The sequence below is a fragment of the Shewanella sp. FJAT-51649 genome, assembly GCF_019457435.1.
Taxonomy (GTDB): Bacteria; Pseudomonadota; Gammaproteobacteria; order Enterobacterales; family Shewanellaceae; genus Shewanella; species Shewanella mangrovisoli.
This window is the reverse complement of the sequence record NZ_CP080411.1, coordinates 1,245,795-1,264,116: the sequence shown is the minus strand read 5'-3', so window position 1 is coordinate 1,264,116 and position 18,322 is coordinate 1,245,795. Positions and strand designations below refer to the sequence as shown.

General features: G+C 50.8%; 13 protein-coding genes. 7 read left to right on the top strand and 6 right to left on the bottom strand.

All coding sequences use genetic code 11. The features are described from left to right. Nucleotides 1-16 precede the first annotated feature (16 nt). A complete protein-coding gene (locus K0H59_RS05705; RefSeq protein WP_220054929.1) occupies nt 17-1,369 on the bottom strand; it encodes an NCS2 family permease in 1,353 nt (450 codons plus the stop codon). A 517-nt stretch (nt 1,370-1,886) separates the two neighbouring features. Here K0H59_RS05705 and torE point away from each other — a divergent pair. From torE to torD, 4 genes are all read left to right on the top strand, one after another. After that, on the top strand, nt 1,887-2,057 hold the full coding sequence (gene torE / locus K0H59_RS05700; protein ID WP_011621844.1) for a trimethylamine N-oxide reductase system protein TorE: 171 nt from the start codon (nt 1,887-1,889) through the stop codon (nt 2,055-2,057). 26 nt (nt 2,058-2,083) lie between these two features. Beyond that, complete coding sequence (torC, locus tag K0H59_RS05695; protein ID WP_220054928.1) at nt 2,084-3,262, top strand: pentaheme c-type cytochrome TorC; 1,179 nt, start codon at nt 2,084-2,086, stop codon at nt 3,260-3,262. 15 nt (nt 3,263-3,277) lie between these two features. Then, nucleotides 3,278-5,767 (top strand): trimethylamine-N-oxide reductase TorA, encoded by a 2,490-nt coding sequence (gene torA, locus K0H59_RS05690; RefSeq protein WP_220054927.1) that lies wholly within the window; start codon nt 3,278-3,280, stop codon nt 5,765-5,767. Between the two features lie 67 nt (nt 5,768-5,834). Continuing rightward, nucleotides 5,835-6,464, top strand: coding sequence for a molecular chaperone TorD (gene torD / locus K0H59_RS05685; protein ID WP_220054926.1), 630 nt, complete (start codon nt 5,835-5,837; stop codon nt 6,462-6,464). Between the two features lie 250 nt (nt 6,465-6,714). Here torD and torS read toward each other — a convergent pair whose 3' ends face one another. Next, a complete protein-coding gene (gene torS / locus K0H59_RS05680) occupies nt 6,715-9,768 on the bottom strand; it encodes a TMAO reductase system sensor histidine kinase/response regulator TorS (protein ID WP_220054925.1) in 3,054 nt (1,017 codons plus the stop codon). A gap of 56 nt (nt 9,769-9,824) precedes the next feature. Between torS and torT the strand changes: the two genes are divergently transcribed. After that, the gene (gene torT / locus K0H59_RS05675; protein WP_220054924.1) at nt 9,825-10,892 is read left to right on the top strand and encodes a TMAO reductase system periplasmic protein TorT; all 1,068 of its coding nucleotides are present in this window, start codon (nt 9,825-9,827) and stop codon (nt 10,890-10,892) included. Between the two features lie 52 nt (nt 10,893-10,944). On the opposite strand, the gene torR is transcribed toward torT, so the two are convergent. Further along, nucleotides 10,945-11,655, bottom strand: coding sequence for a two-component system response regulator TorR (gene torR / locus K0H59_RS05670; protein ID WP_011625509.1), 711 nt, complete (start codon nt 11,653-11,655; stop codon nt 10,945-10,947). A 200-nt stretch (nt 11,656-11,855) separates the two neighbouring features. On the opposite strand from torR, the gene K0H59_RS05665 reads away from it, so the two are divergent. Further along, nucleotides 11,856-12,227, top strand: a complete 372-nt coding sequence (locus tag K0H59_RS05665; protein ID WP_220055559.1) for a PilZ domain-containing protein — start codon at nt 11,856-11,858, stop codon at nt 12,225-12,227. Between the two features lie 88 nt (nt 12,228-12,315). Here the strand turns inward: K0H59_RS05665 and radA are convergent, their stop codons facing one another. Beyond that, on the bottom strand, nt 12,316-13,680 hold the full coding sequence (radA, locus tag K0H59_RS05660; RefSeq protein WP_220054923.1) for a DNA repair protein RadA: 1,365 nt from the start codon (nt 13,678-13,680) through the stop codon (nt 12,316-12,318). A 102-nt stretch (nt 13,681-13,782) separates the two neighbouring features. Here radA and K0H59_RS05655 point away from each other — a divergent pair, with 102 nt between their 5' ends. Then, entirely contained in the window at nt 13,783-16,155 is a 2,373-nt protein-coding gene (locus tag K0H59_RS05655; protein ID WP_220054922.1) for a PilZ domain-containing protein, read from the top strand. 17 nt (nt 16,156-16,172) lie between these two features. On the opposite strand, the gene K0H59_RS05650 is transcribed toward K0H59_RS05655, so the two are convergent. Together K0H59_RS05650 and serB are read right to left on the bottom strand one after the other, a co-directional pair. Further along, a complete protein-coding gene (locus K0H59_RS05650; protein WP_220054921.1) occupies nt 16,173-17,174 on the bottom strand; it encodes an alpha/beta fold hydrolase in 1,002 nt (333 codons plus the stop codon). 82 nt (nt 17,175-17,256) lie between these two features. Next, nucleotides 17,257-18,249, bottom strand: a complete 993-nt coding sequence (serB, locus tag K0H59_RS05645; protein WP_220054920.1) for a phosphoserine phosphatase SerB — start codon at nt 18,247-18,249, stop codon at nt 17,257-17,259. Between the last annotated feature and the right edge of the window lie 73 nt (nt 18,250-18,322).

Genomic DNA, 18,322 nt, shown 5'->3' with positions numbered 1-18,322 from the left:
CTTTCAACTTTATAAACTAGATCGCCCAGCCGCCCATATAGAAAGCCACCAGGCCCAGCGTAATGGCGAGCACGCCTAACTTAAGCTGACGGATTTCACCGCTAAAAATACGGCCAACCACTAAGGTCACAAAGCCAAGCATAATACCGGTCACAATGTTACAGCTGAGGATGATGAACACGGCGCAGGTTAAGCCTGCCATCGCATCGACCTTATCGTTAAAGTCCAGCTTAGTCACATTGCTGAGCATCAATAGCCCCACATACATCAGCGCAGGCGCCGTCGCATAGGCAGGCACTAAATAGCTGAGCGGCGCTAAAAACACCATCAGCAGGAATAAACCGCCCACTATGGTCGCGGTTAAACCTGTCTTACCGCCCGCCGCCGTACCCGCCGCCGATTCGATATACACGGCCGCAGGTGCGCCGCCAACGATACCCGAAAACATGCTGCTGACAGAATCTGACGTTAATGCCTTGCCACCGCCAACGATATTATCGTCTTTATCCAGTAGATTGGCTTGCCCCGCAACCGCGCGGATGGTGCCCGTGGCATCAAAAATCGCCGTCATCACCAGTGCCAGCACAATCGGCAATACCACAGGATTCAAGGCGCCCATAATATCCATTTGGCCAATCAGCGAGTGCTCAGAAGTAAAATCAGGCACGGCGAAGAAGCCTTGGAATGTCACGCTAGGATCAAACACTAAACCGAACAGGGACAGGCCGATAATCACCAGTAAAATCCCGCCGGGTACGCCGCGGCGCTCTAAACCAATAGTGGCCGCTAAGCCCAGCACGGTGGCGATAACGGGCAGGCTGTTAATGTCGCCTAACTTCACTGGCAGACCCGCGTCATTGGCCACAATCAACTGCACACTGTTAGTGGCAATTAAGAGTAAAAACAAGCCAATACCGATACCTGTACCGTGGGCAATCCCCTTGGGTAGGTTAGCCAGCACCCATTGACGCACGCCCGTGACACTCACGACGGTAAAAATCACGCCCATCCAAAAGATGGCGCCTAAGGTCACAGGGATACTCATGCCCTGACCTAACACTAAGCCGAAGGCGGTAAAGGCAGTGAGTGAAATCGCACAACCAATGGCCATGGGCAGATTCGCCCAGAGTCCCATCAGCAGTGAGCCAAAGGAGGCAATTAAACAAGTAGCGACGAACACGGCGCCGGGATCGAATCCCGCTTTGCCTAACATATTGGGTACTACAATCACTGAGTACACCATAGCGAGGAAGGTGGTTAACCCTGCAATCACTTCTTGGCGAACTGTGCTACCACGTTGTTGAATTGAAAAAAAACGGTCCAGAAACGAACCAGAGGGTACGGCTGTTGAACTCAATTGCTCAGACATATCTTGTTATACCTTGTGATCTCTTAAAATAGGGTCGATACCAATTGGCTTAACCATTGGCGACGCTGGCTGCGGCAGATTAGAGCCCCAAATCCAATGACTTGGGTGAGAGATCCACATCATTCTCCTACATCGGGAAAAATCCATGATCTGCAAGCAGTGACGCTTTGCATCGTTAAAATGGCTTCAACGACACAAACGCAGCCTTTGTTGGGCGCGGATAATACTGTAAACGCAGCCAGATAGCTAAGACCTCGCCTGCACTTCAGTAAATAATTAGCGAAAAAATTCAAAATCAGTGTTTAAAAAAACGCCTAAACCGCACAGCAAACTGCCGGGTTCGATCACAGAAATTAGATTAACTCTCTGTCAGTAAAACAAAAAGTCATCGGCTTTTTAAAATTTTCATAATTTTTCATATATTGTCAAAGCCCATTCATCCCTGCAGGCAAGTCCATTCACATCTGCCCTTTATAGTGCTCCCATCAAAAATCGCTTTCGAACGGAGCTCTTCCCAATGACAAAGCCCACTATGCAAACATCGGATAAGTCCTCACGCAGCAATGAGTTAAAGGCGCTGGGATTCATCATTTTCATACTCTTTCCCGCATTGACTGTCGCGGGGATCAGTCTCTACGGTTTCATCATTTGGATGATCCAAGCCTTCGGCGGCGTTGTCGGCCACTAATTCACTGATACTTTGAGGACGCTATTATGAAGTGGTTAATCAACCTCTGGCGCACACTAAACAAACCCACAAAAGCTCTCACCTTAGGCGCTGTCAGCATCAGTGCTTTTATCATGGGCATCATCTTCTGGGGCGGATTTAACACCGCGCTGGAAGCCACCAACACCGAAGCCTTCTGTATCAGCTGCCACAGTATGGAGAGCAAGCCTTACCAAGAGTTACAGGAGACTGTGCATTGGTCGAATCACTCAGGCGTGCGCGCCACCTGCCCCGACTGCCACGTGCCCCACAACTGGAGCCGTAAGATTGCCCGTAAAATGGAAGCCTCCCACGATGTTTGGGGCTGGTTATTTAACACCGTCAACACCCCAGAAAAATTTGAAGCTAAACGCCTCGAAATGGCGAGCCGCGAATGGAAACGTTTCGATCGCGACAATTCGCTGGCCTGTAAAAACTGCCACAACTACAACTCGATGAAGTGGGAAAGCATGTCACCACTGGCGCAAAAACAGATGAAACGCGCCGCCGAAATCGACCAAAGCTGTATCGATTGCCACAAAGGTATTGCCCACCATTTACCTGAAATGGGCACGGCCCGTGCACCCGAACTCATCGCCGAAGTCGGCGCTGGCGTCAGCTCAGTCGAAACCAACCAAACCTACTACAGCGCCCTGACTAAGCCACTGTTCTTTAGTGAAAAAGGTGACGTTGAAGCCGGTACCTTAAACGTGGCCACTAAAGTTAAAGTGATCGAAACCCAAGGTAAGCGCATCAAAATTGGTATCGATGGCTGGCGTAAGAAAATCGGTGCAGGCCGCGTGATCTACATGGACTTTGGCGTGAACATTCTGTCGGCGCAGTTAAGCAAAGATGCAGCCGAAACCGAAGGTGTTATCCAAACCTTTGAAGAGAAAGAAGACCCAATGACAGGCCTGAAATGGCAACGAGTAGAGGCCCAAATCTGGACCGATAAGGATTACCTGCTCACCGAGCTGCAACCACTCTGGGGCTATGCCCGCGACACGTTCCGCTCAAGCTGTAGTGTGTGCCACACCCAGCCAGATGAAGCGCATTTCGATGCCAATACCTGGCCAGGCATGTTCCAAGGCATGTTGGCCTTCGTGAACATGGACCAAGACACCCAAGCGCTGGTGCAGAAATACCTGCAGGAACATTCGTCAACCTTCGTGAAAAAAGAGCACTAATTCGGGAGTAATACCATGAACAGAAGAGACTTTTTAAAAGGCTTAGCCTCAACCTCTTTCGTTGCTTTAGGTGGCAGCTCAGTGTTAGCGCCCTTAAATGCACTGGCCAGCACAGGGCTAAATGAAGACGAATGGCTGACCACGGGTTCGCACTTCGGCGCCTTTAAAATCAAACGTAAAAACGGTGTGATTGCCGAGGTTAAAGCCTTCGATTTAGATAAATATCCAACGGACATGATTAACGGTATCCGCGGTATGGTCTATAACCCATCCCGCGTGCGTTACCCAATGGTTCGCTTAGACTTTTTACTCAAAGGCCATAAGAGCAATACCCAGCAACGGGGGGATTTCCGCTTCGTTCGCGTGACCTGGGATAAAGCATTAAAGCTGTTTAAACACTCACTCGATGAAGTCCAAACCAAGTACGGTCCATCGGGCTTACACGCGGGGCAAACTGGCTGGCGCGCAACCGGGCAACTGCATTCCAGCACCAGCCATATGCAGCGTGCGGTGGGGATGCACGGCAACTATGTGAAGAAAATCGGTGACTACTCCACCGGAGCCGGCCAAACCATTCTGCCCTATGTGTTAGGTTCAACCGAAGTGTATGCCCAAGGCACCTCTTGGCCGCTGATTTTAGAAAACAGCAACACTATCGTGCTGTGGTCAAACGATCCTTACAAAAACCTGCAAGTGGGTTGGAACGCCGAAACCCATGAGGCCTTCGCTTACCTCGCGCAGCTAAAAGAGAAGGTCAAACAGGGCAAGATCCGCGTGATCAGTATCGACCCAGTGGTCACCAAAACTCAGGCTTACCTTGGCTGTGAACAGCTGTATGTGAACCCACAGACTGACGTGACGCTGATGCTGGCCATCGCCCATGAGATGATCACCCAAAAGCTTTACGATGAAAAATTCATCCAAGGTTACAGCTTAGGTTTCGAAGAGTTTGTGCCTTACGTGATGGGCACTAAAGATGGTATCGCCAAAACCCCAGAGTGGGCGGCGCCAATCTGTGGGGTTGAACCACACATCATCCGCGATCTGGCGAAAACCTTAGTTAAGGGCCGCACCCAAATCATGATGGGTTGGTGTATTCAGCGCCAACAACACGGTGAGCAACCTTACTGGATGGCCGCAGTCCTCGCGACCATGATAGGTCAAATCGGTTTGCCCGGCGGCGGCATCAGCTATGGTCACCACTACTCTAGCATTGGTGTGCCTGCGACAAATGCGGCGGCGCCCGGCGCCTTCCCGCGTAACTTAGACGAGAACCAAAAACCCCTGTTCGACAGCACCGACTTTAAAGGCGCGAGCAGCACCATTCCCGTCGCCCGTTGGATTGATGCGATCCTCGAGCCCGGCAAAACCATTGATGCCAATGGTTCTAAAGTGGTGTATCCCGATATTAAGATGATGATTTTCTCGGGTAATAACCCATGGAACCACCATCAAGACCGTAACCGCATGAAGCAAGCTTTCCATAAACTGGAATGCGTGGTCACTATCGATGTGAACTGGACGGCGACGTGCCGCTTCTCCGACATAGTGCTGCCCGCCTGCACCACCTATGAGCGCAACGATATCGACGTATACGGCGCCTATGCTAACCGCGGTATTTTGGCGATGCAGAAGATGGTCGAGCCGCTGTTTGAGAGCTTGTCAGACTTTGAAATCTTCACTCGCTTTGCCGCGCTGATGGGTAAAGAGAAAGAATACACCCGCAATATGAGCGAAATGGAGTGGATAGAAACCCTCTATAACGAGTGTAAAGCCGCGAACGCGGGTAAGTATGAGATGCCAGATTTTGCCACCTTCTGGAAGCAAGGTTATGTGCACTTTGGTGATGGCGAGCTGTGGACACGCCACGCCGACTTTAGAAACGATCCGGAAATCAATCCACTAGGTACGCCTTCTGGCTTAATTGAAATCTTCAGCCGTAAGATTGAACAGTTTGGTTATGACGACTGCCAAGGCCATCCAATTTGGATGGAAAAAGCCGAGCGTAGCCATGGCGGCCCGGGTTCGGACAAATATCCTGTGTGGCTACAATCTTGCCATCCGGATAAACGTCTGCACTCACAGATGTGTGAGTCGAAGGAATACCGCGAAACTTACACAGTCAACGGCCGCGAACCCATCTACATCAGCCCTGTGGATGCCAAAGCGCGCGGCATTAAAGATGGCGATATAGTGCGCGTCTTTAACGACCGTGGCCAACTGTTAGCGGGCGCCGTGGTGTCGGATCGCTTCCCTAAAGGTGTAGTGCGAATTCATGAAGGCGCATGGTATGGCCCAGTGGGTAAAGATGGCAGCGTCGAAGGCGGCGCCGAAATCGGTGCCCTGTGCAGCTATGGCGACCCAAATACTCTGACCTTAGACATTGGCACCTCGAAGTTGGCTCAAGCCTGCTCAGCCTATACTTGTCTGGTCGAGTTTGAGAAATACCAAGGCAAAGTCCCTAAGGTCAGCTCCTTCGATGGCCCTATCGAAGTCGAAATTTAACCGAGCCAATAAGGCGATGCGCCTAGTCAACTAGGCGCATTCCACTGTTAATCTTGAGGAACATGCGATGAGCAACGTCGATATCAATCATGCCAGAGCCTTAGTGTATCAGCTGCTGTCTTCTCTGTTTGCCCGTGAAATTGATGAGCAGCGCCTTAAGCAACTCACCAGTGAGCAAGCGCAGCAATTCTGGACGCAACTGGGTTATGCACCCGAGTTTAGTGCGCCAGTGGCCAGCATACAGAAGGTGCTGAATGGCTTAACGAGCGATGAAGCCTTGATCGAACTTGCCGCCGATTATTGCGGTTTATTCCTCGTAGGCACAAAGCACAGCGCGTCGCCATATGCCAGCCTGTACTTGAGCCCCGAGGTAGAACCCTTGCTGTTTGGGCAGCAGCATCAACAAATGAGCGAGTTTTTACACCAGAGCAAACTGCAAGTGCAGAGTCACTTCCCTGAGCCTGCCGATCACTTAGCCGTGATCCTCGCCTATATGGGGCACTTAGCTTGCCACAGTGAAGATGCCGCCCAGTTAAGCTTTCTAAATGCCTGTATAGACTCATGGTTAGCCAAGTTTGTCGCCAAGGTCGTTGAGTGCGATAGCAAGCACAGCAATGGCTTTTACAGCGCCCTCGCCACACTCACCTTGGCTTGGGTGCAGCAAGATAAACAGCAGTTAGAACAGGCAATGCAATAATCGACACGAGCGTAAAGCCCTTGTAGCGTTAAACCTGAGTCGCATTAAGACTCAAGGTGATGGCTCATGTCTCGTCATAGAATAAACGAACAAAAGCGGCTCACATGGGAGCCGCTTTTTTATTCCTCGATTTGCATTGATTAGGCAGAAATACGTGCTGCTTAACTACTACTCAGGACGACTCACTCCTAATGCAAACTTCCTGTCGCTAACCCTTTACTGCTAGCCGTTTGTTGCTAAAATTTTGCTGCTAGCCCTGTGTTGTGAGCCAGTGCTCAAGCGCTGTCATCGATGCCTGCCAGCAGGCTGTTAATTCAGTGACGGCTTTGCTATCCAATCCATTTTCCCCTGTAGTGTTGAGTGTTTTCTCCCACTGCTGACAACACTGGGTCAATGCTTTTAGCCCCATGCTGGCACTGCTGCCCTTAAGCGCGTGCAATAGTTTTGCGCCCTCGCTGAAATGCGCCACAGAGGTTAACGCCGAAAGTCGCTCCATTTGCTCGGCACTGGAGGTTCGATAGAGCGTCAACATATCACTAACGGCTTTCACACCTAAGACCTCAAGATCTTGCTGTAACTGGTTAAGATCTAACAAGGTTTCAGCTTGATAGTTCTGGCTGGTAGGTTCAGCCCTATTCGGCGATTGAAGTGATTGTGCCGATTGCGGCGATGACTCACCTAGTGAAGCTGGTATTGAAGCTGGCACACGCGCAACACCTAACCATTCTGTCAGGGTTTGCAGGCTCAAGGGTTTAGCTAACACAGTATCAAACCCCGCCTTCCGATACAGGCTAAGATCCTCCGTCTGCATCTGCGCGGTAAAGGCGGCAAATTTCACCTTGCCATTGGCGAATAACGCCTTTAACTTGGGTAATAGGGTGAGCCCTGAGCCATCACTCAGCTGAATATCGAGCATCACGGCATCGAATGCCTTATCACCACTCACATGCGCCAGCGCCTGCTGACAACTGACGACCAAGCTGGAACTGTGGCCTAAATGCGCCAAAAAACCCTGCGCGACCATGGCATTGACCTTGTTGTCTTCAATCACTAACACCCGTTGGGGATTAACCTGTTTTTGCACCTGAGTTTGTGTATCTAATGCCTTATCACATTGGGTAAAGCTCAGCTCAAAACCAAACTCACTGCCCTTGCCTGGCTCGCTCTTGACCCAAATGCCCTGCCCCTCGGCATCCATCAGTTCAACTAACTGTTTGCAGATGGCAAGCCCCAAACCTGTCCCACGGCTGCGCCCCTGATTAGGCAATACGCAGTAAGGCATAAATAATTGCTCACGCACCTCGGGCGCAATCCCCACGCCAGTATCGGCCACCACAAAGGCCAACTTATCGCCTTGCACGCTGACATTGAGACTCACGCCGCCTTCTGGGGTGAATTTAATGCCGTTACCAATCAAGTTAAACAGCACTTGCCTCAGCTTAGGGCCATCGATCTGAATACACGCGGGTAACTGGGGACGATTCAGCCTTAAGCTCAATCCCGCCAAATTGGCGCCCGCCACCATAATCGCCAGCACTTCATCGAGCAGGGCATTAATATCCGTTGGCCGCGGTTCATTGGTTAAATTACCCTGCTCGAGGCGAGAGAAATCGAGAATATCGTTGAGCACGGTTTGCAGCAGCGTGCCGCTGTATTGTGACAATGCGAGCATCTGTTGCTGCGCTGGCGGCAGCTGACTATGGCCGAGTAAGGTGAGCGTCCCGAGTAAGCCGTTGAGCGGAGTGCGAATCTCATGGCTCATGGTCGCCAAGAATTGGGATTTTGCCTGACTCGCCTCCTCGGCAACGATTCTTGCCTTAGCGTGGCCTTTGGCCTCCGCATTGAGGCGTAGGTTGGCTTCTGCCAATTCCTGCGTGCGTGTGGCCACGGTTTGTTCAAGAGCCTTTTTATGCTCGGTCAGCTCATCGGCGACCTGGCGTAAATCCGTCTGTAATTTCAGGTTATGGGCGGTTTTTCGCTTAAATGCCTCGATGGCATTGGCCATGGCGGTCAACTCATCGTCACCGTGGGCATCGAGGCTCACATTGGTGTCTCCTAAACTTAAGCGCGACATGGCTTCGGTTGCCTGATTTAACCTCAAGGCAATGCCGCGATAGATCACCCGATAAACCACAACAGCTATGATAACCAACATTAATATGCCCGTGCCCCACAGCCCCAAGCGGGCGTAAGACAACTGCATTAAATAATCACTTCGCGCCAGCTCTGCCCGCTGTTGCTGTTGATTAAGCGCACTGTCCACCAGCGTGTTGAGGCTATAGAGTTTTTCCGCTAACTCCTGCTGCTGACGCTGTTGGCGCTGCAGGCTTTGGCTCAGTTCTCGCTGTAATTTAATGATTTTTGGGGTATGAAGAAGAATAGCCAACTCCGCCTTTAGCGCATTGAGCCTGCCGGGGTCGCGAATAAGCTCAGCCACTGTGGTGAGCGCCATTAAATCGATACCCACCTCTGCAGCTGGCGCCTCAGTGGTCGCCAGCTCGATAGCCGTTCCTTGCTTTGGATGATCTGGATGATTCTGTGCCATCGGGTGCGCTGGTGTCGTGCTGGCAAAGGTTGCCAATAAACGGGGAACACTCAATTGCAGCTCAGACTGTAATTCGGATGCCTCAAATAACTGACTGAGCAGCGCAATTTGATGTACTAACTTGAGCGCACGGTTGAGCTGCTCCTGCACATCTAACTCTCGCTCAATCACATCATCGAGCAATTGGCCACTGCGCTTATTCCCCGCAATATCCGGATAGGCTTGGCTGAGTTTTGCCAAAATCGCGGAGTCGACAACCGCCAATTCGGATTGCAATAGCTCTGAGGCTCGGCCTGCGGCAACCGATAATTCGCGGGCCCTGAGCTGTAACTCATCGCCTAAGGTAATGCGCTGGCCCACACTCTTACCCAGTAAGGTTAATTGCTCGATGATTTGCCCAGCTAATACGGATAAATGATTATCCTCGTTCACATCCAGTGTCAGTAACACTTTGATGCTATTTAACATTGTGGCGCTTTCAAGGCTGAGCTTACGGCCGATAAATTCCCGCTGCCGCTCATCCTCTACTTGGCCTAACTGGGTCACTCCATCGGATAAGGCATTAGAGGCCTGCACTAATTGGCGCGCGGCTTGAGAGGCGGGTAAGGATTCTTCATACAGATAACTGTCGGCCTGTTTGAGCCAATGCAAACTCAGGCTACCTAAGCTAACCAGTAGCAACAGCAATACCCCAAGCACGCCGAAGGCGAGCATAAGTCTGCCGGTTAAACTACTTCGCGATAAAGATAAAGGCGCCACACTTGTTCCTTCTGTTACAATGCCTTCGAGATAATCACTGTGGATGATACGAGACAATGGGAAAATTTTGGCAAGCTTTGCTCACACTCACCACTTTTGGGCTGTTATGTTTATCGTCTGCCAATGCCAACAGCCAAACTTGGCCATTGGAGCAACGCCATCCCTTTAATGCCAACATTCAGCAGGCGCAGGCACTTGATTATCATCCCCTGAGTAAAGCACAACAGGCTTGGCGCATTTGTGCCTTAGTGCCCCATCTTAAGGACGCCTATTGGATTGGCATCGACTACGGCCTGATCCAACAGGCTAAACACCTAGGTGTGTCGCTGGACCTGTTCGAAGCAGGCAGCTACTACCATCAAGATAAACAGCTCGAGCAATTAAGCGCCTGCATGAAGGGAGATTACGACGCGATTTTGCTCGGTGCAGTGAGTCCCAATCTGCTCGAACATTTCTCAGAGCCGTTAACCAAACCCGTGCTCGCCCTAGTGAATAAACTCAATGCAGAGCAAGTGCAGACCCATATTGGCGTTAACTGGTATCAAATGGGGCTAAGCGCGGGCAATTTTATTAAGGCAGATGCCAAGGCGCATTCGCCCAGCCAGCCGACCACCTTGGCCCTCTTAGCCGGCCCCGAAAACCTAGGCGGCACAGATTTAGTCGAACAAGGCATTCGCCATGCTCTCGAGGGCAGCAATGTCAGCATCAGTGCGATTCAGCATGCTGATAACAATCGCAATCTCTACCGCGACCAATTACAGATACTGCTTAAGGCTCAACGCCCCGACTATATTCTTGGCAGTGCGGTGGCAATAGAAGCCGCCGTCAGTACCCTCAAACAAAAACAACTGACACAAGACATCAAGCTGGTGAGCAGTTACTTATCTCCTGCAATTCTGCGCGGCTTGAAGCGACAAAAAGTGGTATACAGCAATGATGACTTAGTCGTGTTACAGGGCAAACTCGCCATCGATGTCACAGTAAAACAGCTCGAAGGCGCCGCACCTTTTGGCGATATAGGTCCCGCTATCGTTGAGCGCACGACCTCACCAAATACCCTATCGGATCTTAGTGTTAGCCTCGCCGAAGCGGATTTTTATCCCTTGTATCAAGTGCGCCCCTGAGCGCTTTACATCGCGATTAACTCAGCGCTCAACACAATATTTTAGTTAGCGATTAGTCATCCACCTTAGCGGCAAACAAATAGCCCTCACCATGGACAGTGACAAAGAGTTCGGGATTGAGCTTATTACGCAGGCGACGGATGATGACATCTATGGTTCTGTCATTCACATCCTGATTACGATGACTGGTTTGCTGCATTAAACGCTCGCGGGAAAGTACCTGCTGCGGATGCAGCGCAAAGGCGGTTAACAACTCAAACTCGGCCTTAGTGAGCTTGATAAGCTCCTCCCCTTGGCGCAGCTTACGGCTGTTTAATTCGAGCCGATAACCTTCAAAACTCATCACATCGTCGGGCTCGGATAATTCCTGCACCAACGCTTGTTCGGCCTGTTTTACCAGAGAAATCCGCCACAGTAGATTTTTAACCCTAACCAATAACTCCCGCAGCTCGAAGGGCTTAGTCACATAATCATCGGCGCCCATCTCGAGACCAACGATTTTATCAATTGATTCATCACGGCCAGAGACTAAGATAATCCCCACATGGGAGCGGCTACGTAACTCACGGGTTAAGCTTAAGCCATCCACCCCGGGCAGGTTAATGTCTAACATAATTAAATCAATATGTTGACGATTAAACTCGTGCCACATCTGCTCGCCATCGGCCGCCTCGACAACGCGGTAACCTTCTTTTTCAAAATACCCTTTCAATCGAGCACGAATCACCGCTTCATCATCGACAACGAGCACACTATAGGCCATGTTCTACATCTCTTATTTTGCTTAACTGCATTATTCATACTTTTTCATATTTGCATATGAGGAAAAGGTAAAATATGCGATCTCCGTTACTTTCTCGCACAAAAAACTGCCGAACTTTTACAGTAACATCAATATGACATATGCTTAGGCATATTGATTGGGGTGAGCACTAACAAACTATGAACAATAAAGAAGTCGTGATTGATGAAAGACGAAAGTTCTCGCGGATCCTCTTTGCCGCTAGCGCATCGGTACACCAAGGCGATAAACAGTGGCAAACCACCATACTCGACCTCAGCCTAAATGGCGCACTGGTGGACGAACCTGCCGGATTTAGCCATTCAAGTGAGCCTATCACCCTCAGTTTTACCTTGCCGGGCTCGGATATTGAGCTACAAATGGAGACCGAGTTAGTGCATCAACGCAACCAACAACTGGGGCTCAAGTGTAAATTTATCGATGTCGACAGCATCAGCCACCTCAAACGCATCGTTGAGCTGAATCTCGGCGATGCGTCGATACTGAATCGTGAATTGGCGCTATTTATCGAGAAACACAACAGCACCGATTAAGTGGAAAAGTTGAGTGTGACACAGGCTGCACCGCCGAAAAATCCATAAAAAAAACAGCGCCATTGGGCGCTGTTTTTTGTTTTGAGGATTATATCGCTTCGAGGGCTTCGGATAATTTTGCCACGCCCACCACTTCCATGCCTGCGGGCGGCTTTTTTGGCACATTAGCACGGGGCACAATCGCCCGCTTAAAGCCATGCTTGGCGGCTTCGACGAGGCGTTCTTGGCCATTGGGCACGGGGCGAATTTCCCCGGATAACCCCACCTCACCAAACACCACTAAATCGCTCGGTAAAATATCGCCACGGAAACTCGACACCATGGCCAGCAACAAGGTTAAGTCGGCACTGGTTTCCGTCACTTTAACCCCGCCAACGACGTTTACAAACACGTCCTGATCCGACATTTGTAAACCACCATGGCGATGCATCACCGCCAGTAACATGGCTAAACGGTTCGCATCCATCCCCACAGCGACGCGGCGCGGGTTCGACATGGCCGAATTGTCCACTAGCACCTGCAATTCAACCAACAGCGGACGCGTGCCTTCCCACACAACCATGACTAAGGAGCCCGAGGATTCCTCTTCGCCACGGGAGAGGAAAATTGCCGAAGGGTTAGCGACCTCCTTCAGACCGCGCTCGGTCATGGCGAATACGCCTAACTCGTTAATCGCCCCGAAACGGTTCTTGTGGGAACGCAAGGTGCGATAACGGCTGTCGCTATCCCCTTCAAACATCACAGAACAATCGATACAGTGCTCGAGCACTTTAGGCCCAGCAAGGCTGCCGTCTTTGGTGACATGGCCGACCATGATCACGGCAATGCCGTTTTGCTTGGCAAAGCGAGTTAAATAGGAGGCCGATTCACGCACCTGCGACACACTGCCGGGGCTCGATGCCACATCGCTCATGTGCATGACTTGAATAGAGTCTACGACGATGACTTTTGGCGATTCTTGCAGGGCGACTTCGCAGATCTGCTCCACACTGGTCTCGGATAACATCCGCAGTTTATTGGTCGGCAACCCTAAACGATGGGCCCGCATAGCGACTTGCTGCAGAGACTCTTCACCCGTCACATAGAGCGCAGGCATTTGCTCGGCTAAATGGCACAGGGTTTGGAGTAACAGCGTGCTTTTACCGGCACCGGGATGACCGCCAATCAGAATCGCAGAGCCTGGCACTATGCCGCCCCCGAGCACGCGGTCGAGCTCGCCAAAATGGCTCACAATCCGTGGCAAGGCATTGAGGTCAATTTGGTCTAAGGTTTTGACTTCGCTACTGCCCGCACCTGCATAACCCGCAAACTTAGTTCCCCGTCCGGGCGAGGCGGCGCCTAAGCGCACTTCGGTTATCGTATTCCACTCCTGACAAGCGTTGCATTGCCCTTGCCAGCGTGGAAAATCCTGTCCACACTCATTGCACACGTACGCGGTTTTATTCTTTGCCATAACTTATTAAAATCTGTATAAAATCAATTTAAGTAACTGTGAATACTGCCGACATTAGACTAACACAGCACGGCATAAAATCAGCATTAGAAAAGACCCTACATGAGTTTAGATAACCATAATGCACTCATAGAACAGCTCAAGCCGCTACTCATGGAACCGAATTTCCAAGAGATTTTTCAGCAGCTGACTGCCGATGAAAACAATTCGACCCGTTTTCTGTTGAAAATGGAGTTGAATCGTTTGGCTTCGCCCTGCACCCGGATTATCGATCTTAGGGACAAGTCTGAGTTGCCCTGCACCGAAGTCATGCTCGGCCAGCAGCGCCATTTTCTCGATGAGCCTGCCAAGCATAGTCTGCAAGCGGCTATGTCTTTATACCGCAATAAGTACACCTTAGGGGTGTATGAATACGTCATCAATGCCCATCAACAGCGGCGACAAAAACTGCGTCAGGTGACGCAACAACCGGATGGCGTCGAACCCGAACCTTTTATGGTGCCCGGTGTGGTGCTCGGCAGTTATTTTAACCGCGCCGAAGAACGGATGAATTACAGTATCCGCATTGCGGTGTCGCAACCCGGGCGAACCGAAATGCCAGGGATCACCGTCGATTTATCGGTTGGCGGTGCGCGCATTCGCTTGGCGGCGAATCACCCCTTCGACCTGGACAAGCCCCTCAAGGTCAAACTGCTCGAGCTTAGTGAAGAATATTACTACCCCGATTTACAACTCGGGGTCGATTATCAGATTGTCGATAGCCAAACCAATGGTGAATTCATTTGGTTACGCTTACGCCGGATTGGTGGCACGGATGCCCTAGGTGAAATGCTGGGCAACTTAATCCGAGGCTACAAGCTCCGTTATAAACTGGATGTGAATGATGTCCTAGTGACGGCCTCTGGTCTGGGGTTCGAACGCCATTACCTACCGCATCTGCCGCATTTGCCTTTGTTTCTCAATCAGCAGTCCCAATCCATCAGCCATATGCTGCTGAGCCGCGACAATCAGCAAATAGTGCATTATTTTCAGGATGAGAATGATATCAGCCAGTTACCCGCCATGCTGACGCCAGCAAGGCTCTCGGCGCTGGTCAATCATCCCGAAAATCCCGATTACGGATTGTTTTTTAGCTTTACCTACAACGCCCAAGGCTCACTGTATTTTTACTCGGCCACCTTAGCCGAATTAAAAGCCAAGGGCATGACGTCTTTATTCCTCGGTTTTGCCTCAACGAAACCGAGCTGGCGTATTTTCAAACTCATCCCAGATAAGATTTACCATGCGAAAGGTTATCGCCGTGCGACCTTACCGGGGGATGATGCTAAGTACAGCCCGCTGGTGGAGCAGCAATTGTCCCAGTTCAGCCATATGCTGCAACTAATAGACCTTACCAATGAGGATGAAAGGGCTAGCTACAAGGCCTGGCAGGACGATAGCAATGCCAATGCGCTCAAAGCCTTTGGCCAACAGCGCCTGACGGCACACCAAATCAAGCCAGTTTCGATGCAATTTAGTGAGCGTCGACAGGAAGCGCGTTTTGCTTTCAAAACCTTAGTTAATGTGTCGCAGGGAGCCTTAAAAGCGACGGGGATAAGCTTAGATATTTCTGGTCGAGGCATGCAGCTGACTCTAGATAATCCGACTGAGTTTGCGACCAACAAGCCGATAATGATCAGCTTGCCTAAGTTGCAGACCATTGCCGGTAAAACCCAACTGGATAATTTACCCTATCGCCTAGTGCGTACCCGTAAAAATGGCGTGACGCTTCATCTCGCCGCAGTCATGGGCCATACGCCCCACGTTGGCGTGGAGTTTTTAAATAAACTGATCGCCCATAACCGTGAAAAACTCGAACAGCTTACCGAGAACAACAGCGAGATAAAAGAGCTGGCCGATGGTTTGAAAAACATTCTGTTGCGCGAGCTGCATTCGGTGCCCTACTTTGTTGAAAAAACAACAAAATCGGCACAGGTCGCCTGTTTAGGGGTTAGCACTGAGCATGATGAGATCAGCGATATTTTTGCCGCAGGCTCTTCAGATACCCTGCAATATAATCTCGCGCCGCTGCTAAAAGATGGATTCTTTAAACGGGATATTCTCGACCCTATCCGCCAAATGAAGCCGCAGCAGGATATGGATTTTATTGAGGTATTTATCCAATTGACCCGCCAGTCCCGCGGTCAATTCCATTTAAAATGTGTTCCCGCCACCGAGCTTGGAGATGCGCAGGCCAAAATCGCCTTTATCAACCAAAGTAAACTGGCGGGACGCTTTATGGCGCTGCGGATTTACCGTGGTGCGACTGAGAAACCGGATATGGGTTATCTGCGCCGCGAATTGGAATACATCAACATCCACGCCAACCACAGAGCGAAACAACTCGAGGAACAACTCTGGCGGATTATCGGTGTTGGTGAGCTACTCGATATCACCCAAGAGGTAGAGCTGCGCTACCCTGCTCTGCAAAAATAAACTAGGGGGGCATCGCCCTAGTCTTTTAACACTGCCAATTCAAACCCGAGATACCAATCGCGGATCAGCGGAAAATGGTCACCCATCGCATCCAGATGGGTCAGCATATCCGCATGACCATAGTCGTGTTTAAAGCCGTTCGCCTTTGAGAGCAGAGTGTATTTCACTTGGCGAAAACCACACTCAGAGATCATATCGGCGACATCTTCGGGATGCCCGAGCACGGTATCGTTTTGCCCGGCAATAAACCACGCAACGGGCCAGTTAGCCGCCTTCGCCGCCTTACCATAATCGAAGCCATCATCATGGTCGAGCCACTCTCCACGCACCCAATCTATGCTTTGAGTTAACGAGGCGCGGCTCTCGTTATCCATACCGACACGCAGCTTATCGGCGGCGAGATACCCCTGCCCCACGGCTAAACTTGGGGCGAGGCGATTCCAAAACACATCGACCATCAACCATTTTTTAAAGGACTTCACTCGAATCGTGCGTTTACTGCCAAAGGTGAGCAGCGACCGCACACTCTGCTGCAACTCGGGATAACGCGCTAAGGCGCTCGCCATCAAGACGCCGCCCCAAGAATGCGCACACCAATGCAGCTGCGATGGTGCTGGTTTCCCCTGCTCCTGACAAAGCTGTTGATGCATAGTCAAAATATGCTGCTGCACTAATGGCAGTTGCTCGCGGATCACCTCCCCTTGCCCCAGAGTAAAGCCACGCGCAATTTTGGGTAGACTCAAACCCCTGCCCGCCGTATCCAGCACATACACCACAAAGCCCGCCTGAGCGAGAAAGCATCCTAAGCCTCGACCACTATGGCTGTAAAATACCCGGCCATTGGACATGGCACCATGTAACATCAGGATCGGTGGCTTCGAAAAATCCGCATTAGCAGGCAACAACTGACGCAGATGCAGCTGTCCATCTCGGTACGGAATATAGAAGGAAGTTTGTGCAGGCGTTGGCGCCGAGTGTTGGGATGAAGGAGAAGTCAAAATCAGTCGCTGGTAGTCCATTAATGAACACTAAACTACCAGCTAAGCATCAAAAAACAAGAGTCATTACTCTAATGTTAACGACTCGGATGTTGAGGATGAATTAAAACTGCAGTAGATAAGGCAATACCCGCAAGTCTAAACTGCGGATCCGCGCATCAGCCGCTGCCGCAAGTTTAGGCTTAGCATGGAAGGCAATCCCAAAGTCCGCCGCCTGAACCATAGGGATATCGTTGGCACCGTCACCGATGGCGACACGCTGCCCTGCAGGGATCTGCCAATCTTGGCTACAACGGTTAACCACATCGGCCTTAAACTGGGCATCGACGACTTTCCCCGCGACGGTTCCCGCCAGCTTACCGTCCGCAATCACTAATTCATTGGCAAAGGCCGCGTCTAAATTCAGCAGCTGTTTTAAGTGACCTACAAACGGCGTGAAACCGCCTGACGCGACAACCAAACGCCAATGGTGCGACTTAAGCTCGGTCAGCATAGCCTCAAGGCCTGGCATCAATGGCAAAGTGTCACACAAGGTTTGAATAATCTTGGCATCGGCGCCCTGAAGCTGGGCGACCCTTTGGCGCAAACTCTGCTCGAAATCGAGCTCGCCCTGCATCGCGCGCTCTGTGATCGCCGCCACTTGCTCGCCGACCCCTGCCATAGCGGCAAGTTCGTCGATACATTCAATTTGGATCGCGGTAGAATCCATGTCCATCACCAGTAAACCGGGTTCGCTCAGTTTAGGTAATGGGCAACGAATCAAGTGTAACTCCACCTGCGATGGACAAGTGGCTAACAGCTCGGCACTCGGCTCCACGGGAAGCGCTAATTCAACACAATGCAGCGCGACTTGACGGCGAATAGGTGCGATGGAGAGCGAAGTTAATTTAAGGCTTTTAGCCAGAGAAACAATCCAAGCTGCTAATGAGTCTTCAATGCTTAAATCTTCGTAAATCAGACGCATAGCCAATCCACTCTGGGATGGCCGTGTAGACGATTCCTGATAAGCCTCGAAACTGAGCCCCTGATATTCAAAGCGAGGTGAAGGGCTAGCAGCTAACCATACAAACAACGCATTTTGGTTCAAGCTTTCCATAGGACTCGTGTTCTCCAACTATCGGGCTTACTCAGAATCAATTATGATTAGGCAAGCGCTCTAACTATTAAGG

Coding starts and splice junctions, on each gene's coding strand:
- K0H59_RS05705 (WP_220054929.1), bottom strand. CDS start 1,369: ATGTCTGAGCAATTGAGTTCAACAGCCGTACCCTCTGGTTCGTTTCTG.
- torE (WP_011621844.1), top strand. CDS start 1,887: ATGACAAAGCCCACTATGCAAACATCGGATAAGTCCTCACGCAGCAAT.
- torC (WP_220054928.1), top strand. CDS start 2,084: ATGAAGTGGTTAATCAACCTCTGGCGCACACTAAACAAACCCACAAAA.
- torA (WP_220054927.1), top strand. CDS start 3,278: ATGAACAGAAGAGACTTTTTAAAAGGCTTAGCCTCAACCTCTTTCGTT.
- torD (WP_220054926.1), top strand. CDS start 5,835: ATGAGCAACGTCGATATCAATCATGCCAGAGCCTTAGTGTATCAGCTG.
- torT (WP_220054924.1), top strand. CDS start 9,825: ATGGGAAAATTTTGGCAAGCTTTGCTCACACTCACCACTTTTGGGCTG.
- torR (WP_011625509.1), bottom strand. CDS start 11,655: ATGGCCTATAGTGTGCTCGTTGTCGATGATGAAGCGGTGATTCGTGCT.
- radA (WP_220054923.1), bottom strand. CDS start 13,680: ATGGCAAAGAATAAAACCGCGTACGTGTGCAATGAGTGTGGACAGGAT.
- K0H59_RS05655 (WP_220054922.1), top strand. CDS start 13,783: ATGAGTTTAGATAACCATAATGCACTCATAGAACAGCTCAAGCCGCTA.
- K0H59_RS05650 (WP_220054921.1), bottom strand. CDS start 17,174: ATGGACTACCAGCGACTGATTTTGACTTCTCCTTCATCCCAACACTCG.
- serB (WP_220054920.1), bottom strand. CDS start 18,249: ATGGAAAGCTTGAACCAAAATGCGTTGTTTGTATGGTTAGCTGCTAGC.